13 protein-coding genes are annotated in these 14,571 nt (G+C 64.6%); 11 read left to right on the top strand and 2 right to left on the bottom strand.

Annotated features, from left to right (window positions below; all coding sequences use genetic code 11):
- Nucleotides 1–23: 23 nt before the first annotated feature.
- From ACPGXI_RS12920 to ACPGXI_RS12905, 4 genes are all read left to right on the top strand, one after another.
- Nucleotides 24–1,031, top strand: coding sequence for an efflux ABC transporter ATPase subunit, DrrA-related (locus tag ACPGXI_RS12920; RefSeq protein WP_526653463.1), 1,008 nt, complete (start codon nt 24–26; stop codon nt 1,029–1,031).
- Entirely contained in the window at nt 1,031–1,873 is an 843-nt protein-coding gene (locus ACPGXI_RS12915; protein ID WP_526653461.1) for an ABC transporter permease, read from the top strand. Before ACPGXI_RS12920 ends, ACPGXI_RS12915 begins: the two co-directional genes overlap by 1 nt.
- Nucleotides 1,873–2,742: an ABC transporter permease gene (locus ACPGXI_RS12910; RefSeq protein WP_526653459.1), complete on the top strand. Its 870-nt coding sequence runs from the start codon at nt 1,873–1,875 to the stop codon at nt 2,740–2,742. The genes ACPGXI_RS12915 and ACPGXI_RS12910 overlap by 1 nt, the downstream gene beginning before the upstream one ends.
- Before the next feature lie 67 nt (nt 2,743–2,809).
- The gene (locus ACPGXI_RS12905) at nt 2,810–4,066 is read left to right on the top strand and encodes a phthiocerol/phthiodiolone dimycocerosyl transferase (RefSeq protein ID WP_526653457.1); all 1,257 of its coding nucleotides are present in this window, start codon (nt 2,810–2,812) and stop codon (nt 4,064–4,066) included.
- A 4-nt stretch (nt 4,067–4,070) separates the two neighbouring features.
- On the opposite strand, the gene ACPGXI_RS12900 is transcribed toward ACPGXI_RS12905, so the two are convergent.
- Nucleotides 4,071–4,910 carry a class I SAM-dependent methyltransferase gene (locus ACPGXI_RS12900; protein ID WP_526653455.1) on the bottom strand — a complete coding sequence of 280 codons (840 nt, stop codon included), beginning with the start codon at nt 4,908–4,910 and terminating at the stop codon, nt 4,071–4,073.
- A 105-nt stretch (nt 4,911–5,015) separates the two neighbouring features.
- On the opposite strand from ACPGXI_RS12900, the gene ACPGXI_RS12895 reads away from it, so the two are divergent.
- From ACPGXI_RS12895 to ACPGXI_RS12885, 3 genes are read left to right on the top strand one after another with little or no spacing between them, the layout of a single operon-like run.
- Nucleotides 5,016–5,711: a flavodoxin family protein gene (locus ACPGXI_RS12895; RefSeq protein WP_526653453.1), complete on the top strand. Its 696-nt coding sequence runs from the start codon at nt 5,016–5,018 to the stop codon at nt 5,709–5,711.
- A gap of 18 nt (nt 5,712–5,729) precedes the next feature.
- The gene (locus ACPGXI_RS12890) at nt 5,730–6,251 is read left to right on the top strand and encodes a DUF2505 family protein (RefSeq protein ID WP_526653451.1); all 522 of its coding nucleotides are present in this window, start codon (nt 5,730–5,732) and stop codon (nt 6,249–6,251) included.
- Nucleotides 6,244–6,948, top strand: coding sequence for a nitroreductase family protein (locus tag ACPGXI_RS12885; RefSeq protein WP_526653449.1), 705 nt, complete (start codon nt 6,244–6,246; stop codon nt 6,946–6,948). Before ACPGXI_RS12890 ends, ACPGXI_RS12885 begins: the two co-directional genes overlap by 8 nt.
- Before the next feature lie 62 nt (nt 6,949–7,010).
- On the opposite strand, the gene ACPGXI_RS12880 is transcribed toward ACPGXI_RS12885, so the two are convergent.
- On the bottom strand, nt 7,011–7,799 hold the full coding sequence (locus tag ACPGXI_RS12880; protein WP_526653447.1) for an SDR family NAD(P)-dependent oxidoreductase: 789 nt from the start codon (nt 7,797–7,799) through the stop codon (nt 7,011–7,013).
- Nucleotides 7,800–7,840: 41 nt separating this feature from the next.
- Here ACPGXI_RS12880 and ACPGXI_RS12875 point away from each other — a divergent pair, with 41 nt between their 5' ends.
- From ACPGXI_RS12875 to ACPGXI_RS12860, 4 genes are all read left to right on the top strand, one after another.
- Nucleotides 7,841–8,623, top strand: a complete 783-nt coding sequence (locus tag ACPGXI_RS12875) for an alpha/beta hydrolase (protein ID WP_526653445.1) — start codon at nt 7,841–7,843, stop codon at nt 8,621–8,623.
- Nucleotides 8,624–9,473: 850 nt separating this feature from the next.
- On the top strand, nt 9,474–11,945 hold the full coding sequence (locus ACPGXI_RS12870; RefSeq protein WP_526653443.1) for a PE-PPE domain-containing protein: 2,472 nt from the start codon (nt 9,474–9,476) through the stop codon (nt 11,943–11,945).
- Between the two features lie 21 nt (nt 11,946–11,966).
- On the top strand, nt 11,967–13,451 hold the full coding sequence (locus ACPGXI_RS12865) for a flavin-containing monooxygenase (RefSeq protein ID WP_526653441.1): 1,485 nt from the start codon (nt 11,967–11,969) through the stop codon (nt 13,449–13,451).
- Nucleotides 13,452–13,540: 89 nt separating this feature from the next.
- The coding region (locus ACPGXI_RS12860; protein WP_526653439.1) for a cytochrome P450 at nt 13,541–14,571 on the top strand (1,031 nt) is incomplete at its 3' end.

Here is a 14,571-nt window from a genome sequence, read left to right as displayed (position 1 = left end):
CGGCTACCAGGTAGGAGGAACGCGTGGCAAGCTCTGATAAGGCGGTCCTCGTCGGCGGAATCAAGAAGTCCTTCGGTGAGGTCGCCGCGCTCCGCGACGTCAGTTTCGAGGTTGATCGGGGCGAGGTCCTCGGCCTGCTCGGCCCCAACGGCGCCGGCAAGACGACAACGGTGAACATTCTGTCGACGCTGATCACCCCGGACGCCGGCCACGCACTCATCGCCGGACACGACGTCGTGAGCGATCCCGCCGGTGTGCGCCGATCGCTGATGCTTACCGGTCAGCACGTCGCCCTCGATGACCTGCTGACCGGCCGGGAGAACCTGCTGATGTTCGGCCGTCTGCAAGGCCTGAAGCGCAAGGCGGCCAAGGATCGGGCGCATGAGCTACTGGAGCAGTTCGACCTCGTTGATGCCGGCGATCGCGCGGTCGGCAACTACTCCGGGGGAATGAAACGCCGTATCGACATCGCATGTGGACTGGTGGTCCGGCCCGAAGTGGTATTTCTCGACGAGCCGACGACTGGGCTGGATCCACGCAGCCGGCAGGCCATCTGGGAACTGGTCACCGACTTCAAGGATGCCGGTATCGCGACGCTGCTGACGACGCAGTATCTGGAGGAAGCAGACCTGCTCAGCGACCGCATCATCGTGATCGACAAGGGCACCGTCATCGCCGAGGGCACCGCCGACCAGCTCAAAGAGCGCACGGGCGGCACCTATTGCGAGATCGTGCCGCGCCAGCCCAGTGACATCGCCGCGATGGCCCAGGCCTTGGGCTCCATGCTGCCCGACACGATCCGAGCGGCGCTGTCGGAGACCTCCGACCGCATATCGATGCCCGCACCCGACGGTCCCGCGACCCTGATAGAGGCGCTGCACCGGCTCGGCGGGGCGCAGATCGAGCTGATGGACATCGCGTTGCGCAGGCCCTCGCTCGACGAGGTTTTCCTCGGCCTGACCGGCGGCAACACTCACACTGACACACAGGAGGAGCCGGATACGTTCGAGGTTGCGGACATGTACGGGTGATGGAGCATTCAGTTCGGCCAGCAGACCCGCGCTCGGTAGCGGTTCCACACGCCGCGCGACCGGCGGTCTCCACCATCCAGCAGTGGTGGGTTCTGACTGTCCGGATGATCACCCCAACACTGCGCAACGGGGAATTGGCCACCCAGATCATCGGTTCGATCGTGTTCACGATCGGCTACTACCTGCCACTGAAGCAGTTGATGGGTTCAGTACAGCCGCTGAGCAGCTACGCGCAGTACCTGACTCCACTGATCGTGCTGCAGGCGATCTGGTTCGCCGCGATCTCGGCAGCTTTCCGGTCGGCCACCGATTCCGTGCAGGGCATCAACCGGCGATTCCGGGCCATGCCGATCCCCCCGTTGACTCCGCTGGCCTCTCGGATGGCTGCCAGCATGTACCGCTGCTGTGTCGCTTTGGCGGTAGCGGTGCTCTGCGGCCATGTGATCGGATTCCGGTTCCACAACGGCGTCCTGTACGCGGCCGGCTTCGTTGGTCTGGCTCTGCTCATCGGTGCGGCGCTGGCGTTCATCGGCGATCTGATCGGCATCGCCACCGAAAACCCGGAGGCAACCGCACCCCTGATGCTGGTGCCCCAGCTGACGCTGGGGTTGGCCTCGGTGGGTCTGCAGCCGGCCGAGAATTTCCCGGACTGGATTCAGGGTTTCGTGCGCAACCAACCCCTGTCCCAGTGGGTGTACGGGCTGCAGGCGCTGGCCGGCGACAGCACCGACGCGGCACCCGAGGTGACCTGGTCGGTGCTCGGCCCCGGCTTGGCGTGGGCGGCGGGCTGCATCGTGGTTGCAGTGTCGCTGCACGCCATGGTGACCAGGAGAAGACGCTGATGGCTCCCGCCGCTGAGCTGACCGGTCATCCCATCGCGCCACCGGCGCCGCGCCGCGACAGAGGCCGGCACCGCCGCGCCAAGGAGGTGTCGGAGAGTTCGCCCAGGCGGCTGATTCCGCAGACTTGGGTGCTCACCGCGCGGATCCTGCGCCGCTGGAGCCGGGACCCCGCCACGCTGGTGCAGTCGCTGGTGATGCCCGCGGGCTTCCTGGTGGCGCTGGATATCGTGCTGGGGGGCGGCATCGAGCAGGTCACCGGCCGCAGCGGCCTGTACGGCCAGGTTCCGCTGGTGGCGTTGGTCGGCGGAATGACAGGCGCCATCATCGGCGCGGTCAACATCATGCGGGAACGCGAAGTCGGTCTGCTGTCCCGGTTCTGGGTGGTTCCGGTACACCGCGGTGCGGGCCTGCTGGCCAGGCTGATCGCCGACGTTGTCCGAATTGTGGTGATCACGCTGGTCGTGCTGTGTGTGGGGGTGGCGCTCGGTTTCCGCTTCGAACAGGGCATCCCGGCAGCAATCGCCTGGGTGTTCATGCCCGCGATGTTCGGTGTCGCATTGTCTGCGGCGGTGCTCACGCTCGCGTTGTACTCGTCGAACACGATCGTGCCGCAGGCCACCGAGATCATCATTGCCATGCTGATGTTCTTCTCGACCGGTTTCGTACCGCTTGACCAGTACCCGGGCTGGCTGCAACCGATCGTCGAACACCAGCCCGTCAGCTATACCATCGAGGCGATGCGGGGCCTGTCCCTCGAGGGGCCGATCGCCGAACCCGTCATGTGGACGGTGGTGTGGTCGGCGGGCATTGCCGCGGTGTGCGCGGTGCCGCTGATGATCGGTTACCGCAAGGCCAGCAAGCGTGGCTGACCACAGGGACTAATGAGCTCCACGAGACTACTGAGAATCACCGATCCCTCCAGGGAGTTGAATAGCTATGTTTCCTTCTTCGGGTATCCGAAAGCTGGCACGCAGCGAGGAGATGTTCGCCGAGACGCACAATTTCGTCGGGCTGGCAGCACATGTGGACGGCCCGTTGGACGCCGATGCGCTATCCGAGGCGTTCGACGCTCTGCTGCAGGCACATCCGGTCCTCGGCGGCCACCTCGAACAAGGTTCCGACGGCCGCTGGGAGATCGTGCTGGACGATCTGATGCACCCCGGCATCGAGGTAGTGGAGCTCCAGGGCGAGGCCGAGGCTCCGCCACTGATCTTCGACCAGACCACCTCACTCGTGCACTTCCGGTTGACGATTCGCGACGGGCAGGCTCAACCAACGCTGTATATCCATCACAGTCTGGCCGACGGCCACCACCAGTTCAGCCTCATCGAGGAGCTGTTCTCGACCTATACCGATCTGGTCACCACGGGCTCGGCCCCGCCGGTCACCGTCCATTCGGCTCCGGAGCCGCTCGAGGTCATTCTGGCCAACCGGGGAGTGGAGAAGAAGCCGCGCTCGGGGCTCGAACGCCTGCTGGCGGCGATGTTCGCCTACGATCTACCTCCCTCACGGCGGGCCCCCTCGGAGGTGAACCCTGTTCTGCCGCAGCGTGTCCCGATGGAGCACTGCACGCTGTCCGAGCAGGACACCGAGAGCATCATCAAGTTCTGTCGCGCCCACAAGCTGGGGTTGAACAGTCTGCTGTCGGCGGCGGTCCTGATGGCCGAGTGGCGCCTCCGCAAAACGCCGAACATCCCGGTGCCGTATGTCTACCCGGTTGACCTTCGCTACCTGCTGTCGCCACCGGTGTCGGCCACCGAGTCCACCAATCCCGTCGGCATCGCCACCTACCTCGCCGAGATCGAGCAGGGCACCGATGTCGTCGAGTTGGCCCGCGACATCAATCAGACGTTCAAGAAGGACATCGCCGAGGGAGTGATCCAGCAGAGTTTCCTGCATTTCAGTCCGCAGTACGTGGGCAACCCGCCCGGACTCCCCGATGTCGTGATGTTCACCGACAACGGCATCGTGCCGCCGATGCGCACCCCGCCCGAGACGAAGCTGACTGCCAGCCACGGGGAATTCTACTTCGCGGTGGGCGCCGGGATCGAGATATACACCAGCAAGATCTTCAACGGACAACTCATGATCGAATACCACTCACATGGACCGGAGCCGGAGAAGTCGGTCGCCGCCATCGAAGCCCAGCTACGCAGTATTGTCGCCAGGCAGGCCGCCGCCGGTGTCGGTTAGTCAGTCAGTTTCGTTGAGCTGGGTTCCCATAAGCAAAGCGGTGATACTGCAACGCCTTGTTCAGCGGTGGAACCAACCGCGCCGCACGTTTGACCGCCTTCATGCCCTTCGAGGTCCGACTGTAAGTGCTGGCGTTGAAAAAGGTTGCCGCGGAGAGCAATCGAATACCGGGAATCTTGTCGAGGATGTCCTGCGGGCTGTTGACGGCCCAATACAACGTGGAACCCGAAGTGCGGACAAGGGATTGGGTCTTCTGCGACTTGATCGCCAGCCAATTGAAAAAGTCGATCTGCAGTTCTCCGGTACCGAATCGGTGGATGAAACGCTGCAGCAGCGCGATGCCTTCTTCCTCGGTGAGGTACATGCTGATGCCCTCGGCGATCAGCAATGTCGGCCTGTCGGCCGGAATCTGGTCCAGCCAGTCCGGCTCGGTGGCGGGTGTGGCGATGAGCTGGTAGTTGGGCCTGGTGGGGTAAATCTGCTCGCGCAGCGCGATGACCTCCGGGAAATCGACTTCGTACCAACGCACATCGGCTCCGGGGTTGATCCGGAACACGCGGCAGTCCAGGCCGCACCCGAGATGAACTACGGTGCAATCCTGGTGGGCCGCGAGGAACTCACGCACCCAGATGTCGTACTGGGCGGTGCGCACGGTGAACAGCGGTGCCCACCTCGGGGTGATCTCGAGCTCACGCCAATCGAAGTCAAGCTTTCCGATCGCCTCCTTGGCAAACCGATCACCCAGAATCGGTCGGTCGAAATCGGCGTCGAGAGCCTTCAGATACAACGTCGACAGCATCGTCTTGGCCGGACCGCTGAGATTGACGGACACTTTCTCACTCACGTATGTGAGGCTAAGCGCAAGGAGCCCCGCACGAAACGTCGGGGCAAGATTGACCACGGCTTGGCCACGAGCCCACGGATTCACCAGGAACAAGGAGTGCGCACCATGACAGAAGTCGCCGACGAGAAGCCGCAGGTTCGGCGGCCGCGCGTGCTGCTTCTGTACTACAGCTACACGGGGCAGTCGCAGAAGGTTCTCGGGGCGGCCGGCGAGGTGTTCCGCGAGCGCGGCTACGACGTGACAACCGCGCCCATCGAGTTCACCGATCCGCGCTACGCCGAACGGTTCTCCCGCTTCCCGATGCGCAGCGTCTGGCCCGATTTCCTGGGGATGTTGCCCGCCCAGACATTGCAACGCACCGGGGATATCCGGACCCCCGACGCGGTGCGCAGCGGTGATTACGACCTGATCTGCATCGGATCACCCACCTGGTGGAGCACGGTGTCCATGCCGCTGCGATCTTTCCTGAAGTCCCACGAGGCACGGAATCTGCTGGACGGCAAGCGCTTCGCGGTGTTCGTGGTCTGTCGCCGGAAGTGGCGCGGAAATCTCACCGGGGTGCGCAAGCTGGCCGAGAAGAAGGGCGGCCGCTACCTCGACGGTATCCACTTCACCTACCCGGGCAGCGAGCTGTCCTCGATGCTGTCCCTGACCAGCTATCTGGGATCGGGGGAGTACAAAGACCGCTACCTGGGGATCAAGCTGCCGCCGACGAACATCAGTACCGATCAGATCGAGGAATCACGGCGCTTCGCCGCCCGGATCGCCGACAAGGTGTTCGGCAGGCAGGCCCCGCAGTGACTACCGCGGTGACCCCGGGTGGATTGGGGCGCCGTGCCGCGCTCATTTGACGTGACCACCGAGACGTCGGCCACCGTCGCGGCGGTTCATTCGGCATTCGGCAACCGCGATTACTGGTTGGCCCGGCTCTCCGCGTACGGCGGTGATTCGATGACGCTGGACACGCTGGTCGTCGACGAGGACGGGACGGCGGCGGTGACGACCGTCCAGAATCTGCGTAGTGACAAGCTCCCGGCGGTTTTCGCCCGAGTCCTGCCCGGCGACCTCAAGCTCATTCGAACCGAGACGTGGCGACCCGCCGACCGTGACGAGGTGCACGGCGAGATCACCATCGCCGCCCGCGGGGTCCCGGGGTCCGGGGCAGGAGCCGCCGTCCTGAAACCGGTCCCGGCAGGATCTAGCCTGCGGTTCGCCGGGACGTTGGAGGTCAGGATTCCGCTGGTCGGCGGCAGGATCGAGCAGTACATCGCCTACCTGATCGCCAAGGAGATCCCGACGATGCAGCGCTTCACCACCGAGTGGATCGGGACCCATGCCTGAACCGGCACCCTCCACAGCAGAAGCCCTGGCCCGGCTGAACATGCCACTGGTCGAGGCGATGATGACGCAGCGAGCGATCCGTCGGGTTCTTCCCGACCCGGTGGACGACGAGATCGTGCTCAAGTGCATCGAGTTGGCGTTGCGCGCGCCGACCGGTGCCAACGGGCAGAACTGGGAGTTCATCGTCGTCAAGGACGCGCGCGTCAAGAAGAAGCTGGCCCGACGCTACCGACTGGCATGGCGGGCGTTTTACCGCATGTCGATTCGGGACATCGCCTCCTACGACGAGGAGATGGCCAAGAGTGTGCGCGCCATCCAGTGGCAGGTCGACCACTTCACCGAAATCCCCGTCTTGGTCGTGGCGTGCCTGCGGCTCACAGCCCGGGAGGGCCGCGTCCCTTACGCGCCGATGCCGCACGCCGCGGCGTCGGCGTTCTTCGGTTCGATCTATCCAAGCGTGCAGAACTTATTGCTGGCAGCGCGGTCCATGGGGCTGGGCGCTTCGCTGATCACGTTGCCACTGTGGAATCTGACGTCCGCGCGGCGGGTGCTGAAGCTGCCGACATCGGTCACTCCCTGCTGCGTGGTACCGATGGGCTGGCCCCGCGGCCGCTACGGCTCCACAACGCGTAGGCCGGTGGACGAAGTCGTGCATGTGGACCGCTACGGAAACCGCGCCTGGTTCGGTCCGAAGTAGCATCTGAATTCCAGGCGCCCACGGCAGTCACCCGACCCTCCAGACAAGGGAAGTGGGAGCGGTCAGCGCCGGCGCGCGGCGGCGATCCGTAGCGCAGGCAGCAGCAGCGCGCGCGGGGTGAACCGCCCGCCGACTCCCGCCAGTTTCGGTACCAGCCCGGGCACGACCACGCGCTTGCCGTGGAGCATGGCCGAGATGCCGGCCGCGGCAACATCCTCGGCGGACACTTGGGCTACCCGACCGGGTGGCTGTTCGCCAGCCACCTCCCACCATTCGGTGGGTACCGGGCCGGGGCACAGCGCGGTGCACGACACCCCGGTGCCGCGCAGGCTCTCGTGGAGAGCTTCGGAGAAGGTCTGGACGTACGCCTTGGTCGCTGAGTACACCGCCGCGCCCGGGAGGGGCTGGAAGCCGGCGATCGACCCGATATTGAGCACGGCGCCCGAACCGTCGGCGACCATCGAAGGCAGAGCGGCATGGGTGAGCTCGGTCAGGGCAAGGACATTGACGATCACCTGATCCCGCTCGCGGTCTGAGGGCAGTGACTGGAACGGGCCGTTGGTGCCGAAGCCCGCGCTGTTGACCAGGCCGGCGATCGGCCGGCTGCCCAGCCGGTCGAGGAATTCTGCCCGCGCCACGCTGTCGCTGAGGTCCAGCGGCGCGACGTCCACGGCAACGGAATGGGCGCTACGCAACTCCCCGGCGAGATGGTCCAGGCGGTCGCGCCGGCGCGCCACCAGCGTCAACCGGTAGCCATGCCGGGCAAGCCCGCGGGCGATCTCGAGGCCGATACCCGAGGATGCGCCGGTGATGACGACGGTGGCGTCGGCGCTCGGCGCAGCAAGGCTCATGGAGGCCGATGGTACCCAGGCATCCGTATACGCTGGTCGCGATGCTCGAGGTTATCGATAGGGGAGCGGTGAGTGAATCTCATCCCGTCCCCTTGCTGTTCGTCCACGGGGCGTGGCACGCCGCGTGGTGTTGGGACGAACACTTCCTGGATTTCTTCGCCGGGCGCGGGTATCGGGCTGTGGCGGTCAGCTTGCGCGGCCACGGCGGCAGCCCAACCCGAAAGAAGCTCCGCGACCTGTCGTTCGCCGACTTCGTCGAGGACGTCACCGCTGCCGCCGACGATCTGCCCAGGCACCCGGTAGTCGTCGGTCACTCAATGGGCGGGGCTCTGGTACAGAAGTACCTGGAGTCGCGGGCGGCGCCGGCCGGCGTGCTGATGGCATCGATGCCACCGCAGGGTTACCTGCGATCGGGACTGCGCTGGATCAGGCACCACCCCTGGCACTTTGCAAAGCTCACGGCGACCGGGAAGTCACTGCCCTACGTGAGCACTCGGGAACTGGCACGGGAACGGTTCTTCTCGGCGCGCACTCCCGACGCGGTGGTTATGCGCTATGCCGCCCGACTACAGGAGGAGAGTGCGCGTGCGGGACTGGACGGTCTGGTGAAACTGCCGCGCCCAACGCGGGTGAACACTCCGCTGCTGATACTCGGGGCTCGGGAGGACGGCGCCGTCACCCAGGACGAGGTAAGGGCCACCGCGCGCGCATACCGAACCACGGCGGAGTTCTTCCCGCAGATGGGCCACAACATGATGCTCGAGCCGGGGTGGCAGGCGGTCGCAGAAAGTATCGATGCCTGGTTGAGGGCTCGTGGACTGTGAGTGCGGCCGGTGGGCTCGAGGGCAGGGATAGCCACGGCTGTGTTCACACCATCATCAGCAAAGCTGATGATCGAGGCGGCGAACAGCCGCAGCTGTTCCGTTTAATCCGCCCGGCTTCGCCCGGTAGCGCTGAATCGACTCACCGGCCGCCGACAGGGACCTCGTTCGATCGGAATCGCCGGTCGAAGTGGGGGCCCTTAGTGCGCGATGCGGCCACCAGGCCCGGTAGGTAGCCACCCCTTCCAACATCGGATTGATCGATTCGGGCGCTCGCCGACGCTACCGGACGTCACATGACGAAACACCTTGTCGGAAGATGTTTTTCACTGCGGCGAACCCCGCTGCCCAAGGCGCCGAACGCCGACCCGGATAGCGCTTCCCGCCGTTGTCGCTTCTCGGTCGTCGAGCCTGGGTAGCACCGGGCGGAGACGCGGCCGGAACCGCTGATCCGCCGAGAGTGGTTGCGAATGCACTCGGCTCCCCGGCACGACCGTACCGCTATTCACATCCGACACTCTGGTACCAGGCCCAGCGCAGGCGAGCGGACGCCAGGACCCTTCGGGGGATCTCCTGGAGACGGCCGACTAACGACGTCGCCGCGCAACGGCCCGGCCCGCGCAGGAATGTTTGCTGATCGGTTCTCCTTTTACCGTTTTGTGATGTATTCTGCGTGACAGATCGACTAGCAGGGCCAGGGCTTGGGGAGCCCCAAACATTGAGTCTGCGCGGTCACGGTTGCTTTGGTCAGGGTCGCCGATCGCCGGAAGCACCCGCCAGGGTGCTGCTCTTCAGGAAAGGGACGTTAGTGAATCGAGCGACCAAGGCTGCTATGACGGCGGCGCTGCCTTTCATGGCGCTGCCACTCACGCTGGCCGGACCGTTGCCCACCTCGGCGGCGGCATCGGCGAACTCCACCGCATCGGCAGGTCTCGTTCCGCCCGGCCCGGCCACCGTCCTGCACACCAGTCCGACGCCCTGGTCGGTGCCCAACCACCTCGACGGCGTGTTCTGCGCTGACACCAGGGTGTGCCAGGAGGTCTACTACCAGGCGATCCAGTCCTACGGCCCTATTGAGCTGGGGTTGGCAGAGAACGTCGAGGCGCTCGACTTCGCGATCAACCACGCTTCCGGCGACAAGGTCGCCTACGGCTTTAGCGGCGGCGCGCGGGTGGTTTCGGCATGGCTGGAACGACAGGCCGAATCAAATTCCGTATCTCCCGACGACACGAACATCGTTCTGCTCGGCAACAGCGGCCGCAAGTACGGCGGCATCAACGGGTTCTTCTGGGGCAACCTCTTCAATATCCTGATGACGCCCACCGACACTGATTACAACGTGCTCGACGTGGCCCGCCAGTTCGATCCGATCGCCGACTTCCCCGACAACCCGTTCAACCTCCTTGCGCTGGCCAACGCCGTGGCCGCCTTCACCAACACCCACTTGACGTATTCCCAGGCGGAACTGGAAGCGCCGGGCAACTACGTGTGGAAGGAAGGCAATACCACCTACGTCTACATACCCACCGCACAACTGCCGATCCTGCAGGGACTGCGCGATTTGGGACTGGGCACGCTGGCCGACCAGTTGGAAGCCCCGCTGCGCAAGATGATCGAACCTGCCTACACCCGCGACTACCTGGAGAACGCGACCGTCATTCCTGCGCCCGCGCCCGGGGAAGAGGCCGAGGCCGCCGATTCGGTTCAGTCGGCGAGTTCAGCCATCGCATCGCAGACCGGCGTTACACCGGAAGCCGGCGCAGCATCGGAAGCCGGCCTGGCCTGCTCTGGCTACCGCACCGACGGGTGCGACATCCTGGCCGAGCAAAGCTATAGCTCGGTGACCGCGCCGGATCTGGAAAACCCGGCCTGGGAGAACGTTCTGCCGAATTTGTTCAACGCTGTCCTGGGGATTCCGCGGGCCTACCTCGATGGACTCAATGACCTGTCCCACGCACTCGAGGTCACCGGCAGCTGGTGGGTCTACACGCCGACCAACGTGCTCGGCTACGACCCCGCCGACCCGCCAAAGATCACCGCAATCACGAATCTGACGATCCCGTTCCCGGCCCTCTCGAACCCATTGGGCGAGCATGTGTCGTGGTGGGCGAAAGCCAACCTGCCGATGGACGCTGGCTGCACCGGCACCGCGCCTCCGACCTGCACCGACGCCAACTCGATTCTGAGCAAGATGTTCCAGGCGCCGCTGTGGGACTTCTTCTCCGGGTATCAATTTCCTGAGCTGATCAACCCGGTGAGCGACGCCGAAGGTGCTGTCGGCGAGGAGATTCCCGGCGAGGAGGGGGCGGCGGTACCGTGGTCCGGGCAGCCAGTCCAGCTCAACCCGATGGATCCGGTGTACAGCGTCGTCAACTACCTGTTCGCGCCACCGGAGCAGAATGCGCCGGAACCAATATCGCTTGGCGAGGTCGTGCAGGCCCTCACGCGATTCGGCGCCGCGGTGTGGGAGGACTTCAACCCCTTCGTCCCGGGGAGCTTCCTGTGGAAGGGCTACCCCTACACGATGGTGACTCCACTCCTGAAGCCGTTCGTGAGCATCCTGTGCCCGCAGTGCGACCCCGACCACCCCGAGGATCCGACGCCGTTCGAGGACGATGTGGTTGCGCCCAGCAGCCCATCGGCGGACTCGACTGTGACCGCTCTCGTGGCGGCGAGCGCCACGGCCGACGATCAGAGTTCCACCGGATCCAGCACCGAAGAATCCACCACCGAGGAATCCAGCACCGAGGAATCCAGCACCGAAGAATCGCCGGTCGACGTGATCGCCGAAGAGGCTACGGACACGGTCTCAGCGGACACGGTCTCAGCGGACACGGTCTCAGCGGACACGGTCTCAGCGGACACGGAACAGGTAAGCGCCGAGATTCCCGTCGAGGAGGCTCCGCCAGCCGAGGTTGAGGAGACCGACGCCGGGGATGACGTCGTCGCAGAGGCCGCCGAGGCGGCTGAGGATGCCACCGACGAGGCTGAGGCAGCTGCGACTGAGGATACCGACGTGACTGAGGCGGCCGAGGATGCCGAGGCGCTTGAGGCCGCTGAGGATGCCGAGGCGCTTGCGGATGCCGAAGCGGCTGAGGCGGACAAGACCACCGGCGCGGACACTGAGAAGGGTTCCGACGAGGACCCGTTCTCGGACTCCAGCGACCAGTCCGGATCCGGTGGCAAGAATTCGACCTTTGGGGCCAAGGACGACGACAGCGAATCGGAGCCCTCTCAGTCACAAGACAAGCCCAGCGATTCCGGGTCTGACGGCGCAAAGAGCAGCGCGGGCGCCAGCAGCGGTTCCGGCGGCGGCGATGACTAGGAATCGCCGTATCATCACCCTGTGAGTACCGAGCAGTTCGACGCCGTCATCGTCGGCGCGGGGTTCGGCGGAATGGGCTCAGCCATTCAGCTCAACCGCCTGGGTTACCAGAAGATCGCGATCGTCGATCGCGAGGACGACCTCGGTGGCACCTGGCATGTCAACCGCTATCCCGGTTTGACCGTTGACGTTCCGTCCACCACGTATTCCTACTGGTTCGAGCCCAACCCGTACTGGTCGCGGCTCTACGCGCCGGGAAACGAGCTCAAGGCCTACGCCGAGCATGTCGCCGATAAATACGATCTGCGCCGCTATATGCGATTCAATACCACCGTCGGGGGCGCACGCTGGGACGAGGACGCCCAACTCTGGTCGGTATCCCTGACCGGCGGCCAGACACTGCGCTCGCAGTTTCTGATTCTCGCTACCGGCTATCTGTGCCAACCGAAGAAGCCCGAGATTGCGGGTATCGAGGACTTCGCCGGTACCGTGCTGCACGCCCAGGAATGGGACGACAGCTACTCGCTGGAGGGCAAACGGGCAGCCATCATCGGCACCGGCTCGACCGGTGTGCAACTCATCCCGAAACTGGCCGAGGACGTCGCTGAACTCAGCGTCTACCAACGCACTCCGATCTGGGTGATGCCCAAGTTCGACCTCCCCTTCGGCCCGGCGGCGCAGCGGCTGTTTGCGAGATTCCCCGCTACACAACGAGTTCTGCGGATGTCCAGCGACATGTTCATGGATGTCATGGTGACGATCGCTATGTGGAAGTTCCGCCAATTCAGGCCGGTGAACAGCGCGGCGGCGCGCATCGGTGCGCTGCACCGATTCCTGGCGATCCGGGACAAGGCGTTGCGCCGCAAGCTCACCCCGGACTACGACTTCGGCTGCAAACGACCGACGCTGTCCAACGTCTATTACCGCACCTTCAACAAGCCGCACGTGCACCTCGAGACCGAGGGAATCGATCGGATCGAACCCGACGGAATCGTCGCCAAGGACGGCAGCAAGCGGGTCATCGACACCCTCGTGCTGGCTACTGGATTCGACGTCTGGGAGTCCAATCTGCCCGCCATCGAGGTGATCGGCAAGGAGGGTCGAGACCTCGGAAAGTGGTGGCGGGAAAACAAGTTTCAGGCCTACGAGGGGCTGACGGTGCCGATGTTCCCGAACATGGTGACCCAGGCCAGCCCCTACGCATGGGTCGGCATGTCATGGTTCGATACGGTCGAGTACCAGATGCGCCACATGAACCGGTTGCTCGGTGAACTGCAGCGCACGGGGGCGCGCACTTTCGAGGTCACCGAGTCGGCCAATGCCCGGTTCCTGGATAGGATGCTCACGCTGCTCGATGATTCGGTGTTCCGGCTGGGCGACTGCGCGAACTCGCGTTCGTACTGGTTCAACAGTTCCGGGGAAGCTCCGCTGTTTCGGCCGACATCGGTCCGACAAGCGGTCAAGGAGCAGGACAGTTTTCCGCTGGACGACTACGCAATAGCCTGATCTGAACACCGTGCAGATCCTGGACCGCCCGCATCGCACAGGTCCACTTTTCACAATGCAACCGAGCATCAGCATGAAGGGGTGACAAGATGGCGACGGCGACTACCGAGCCGGTGCGGCTTCCGCCCGGCCCGCGGATACCGAAGCTCATTCAGGGTGCCGCCGTACTGACCGCGCGCTACGGCGCGGTCGCCGCCTTGGGACGCCGGTACGGGTCTACCTTTACTCTCAACATCCCGGTGTTCGGCGAAACCGTGGTGATCAGCGATCCCGTCCTGGTGAAGGACCTTTTCAGCACTAGCCGTGAGCTTATCGGCAGGCCCGAGAACAACCTTGGCGGTGATGTGCTCGGCCCGGGCTCGATCTTCAACCTGGATGGCGACGCATTGCTTGCCCGTCGCAAACTGCTACTGCCGCCGTTCAGCGGCAAGAGCATGCGAAGCTACGCAGCCATCACCGAAGAAGAAGTCATGCGCGAGATGCAGACTTGGCCAGAAGGTGTCGAGTTCACGACGCTTGAGCCGATGATGCGGATCACCCTCAACACGATCCTGCGTGCCGTGTTCGGCGCGGAGGGCCGAGAGCTCGACGAGCTGCGGGTGTTGATGCCCACGGCGGTCGAGTTCGGATCCAAGATCGCACTCATGCCCTCGGTCGTACGTCGGGATTTCGGTCCGTGGAGCCCAGGCGGGAAGTTCGCCGAATACCGGCGTCGGATGGACAAGCTGATCAACTCTCTGATGGCCGATGCCCGGTCGGATCCGAAATTCGCCGAGCGCGGCGACGTGTTGTCGCTGCTGCTGCAGGCGCGCTACGACAACGGCGAGCCGCTCCCGGACGCCTATATCGTCGACGAACTGCTGACCATGCTGGTGGCCGGACACGAGACGACCTCGACCCAGCTGGCCTGGACCGTCGAACGGATTCGCAGGCACCCCGACTTGCTGACTCGCCTGACAGAAGAGGTCGACGCAGGTGGCTCGGAGCTGATGCTGGCCACGATTGCGGAGTCGCAGCGCACCCGGCCAGTGCTGACGGCCGCTCTGCGGCGCACGAAGACACGGATTCGACTGGGGGAGTGGGTCATTCCGGAAGGCGACACCATTCTGGCGAGCACTCA

Origin of the sequence: Mycobacterium sp. (assembly GCF_049608025.1) — a bacterium.
Taxonomy (GTDB): Bacteria; Actinomycetota; Actinomycetes; order Mycobacteriales; family Mycobacteriaceae; genus Mycobacterium.
Note: the sequence above shows the minus strand (reverse complement) of the source record. Positions and strands in the feature narration are given on the sequence as shown.

Excerpts from the sequence above, each read along its gene's own strand:
- ACPGXI_RS12870 (WP_526653443.1), top strand. The coding sequence starts at position 9,474 with ATGGCGCTGCCACTCACGCTGGCCGGACCGTTGCCCACCTCGGCGGCG.
- ACPGXI_RS12895 (WP_526653453.1), top strand. The coding sequence starts at position 5,016 with ATGACAGAAGTCGCCGACGAGAAGCCGCAGGTTCGGCGGCCGCGCGTG.
- ACPGXI_RS12885 (WP_526653449.1), top strand. The coding sequence starts at position 6,244 with ATGCCTGAACCGGCACCCTCCACAGCAGAAGCCCTGGCCCGGCTGAAC.
- ACPGXI_RS12880 (WP_526653447.1), bottom strand. The coding sequence starts at position 7,799 with ATGAGCCTTGCTGCGCCGAGCGCCGACGCCACCGTCGTCATCACCGGC.
- ACPGXI_RS12875 (WP_526653445.1), top strand. The coding sequence starts at position 7,841 with ATGCTCGAGGTTATCGATAGGGGAGCGGTGAGTGAATCTCATCCCGTC.
- ACPGXI_RS12910 (WP_526653459.1), top strand. The coding sequence starts at position 1,873 with ATGGCTCCCGCCGCTGAGCTGACCGGTCATCCCATCGCGCCACCGGCG.
- ACPGXI_RS12905 (WP_526653457.1), top strand. The coding sequence starts at position 2,810 with ATGTTTCCTTCTTCGGGTATCCGAAAGCTGGCACGCAGCGAGGAGATG.
- ACPGXI_RS12915 (WP_526653461.1), top strand. The coding sequence starts at position 1,031 with ATGGAGCATTCAGTTCGGCCAGCAGACCCGCGCTCGGTAGCGGTTCCA.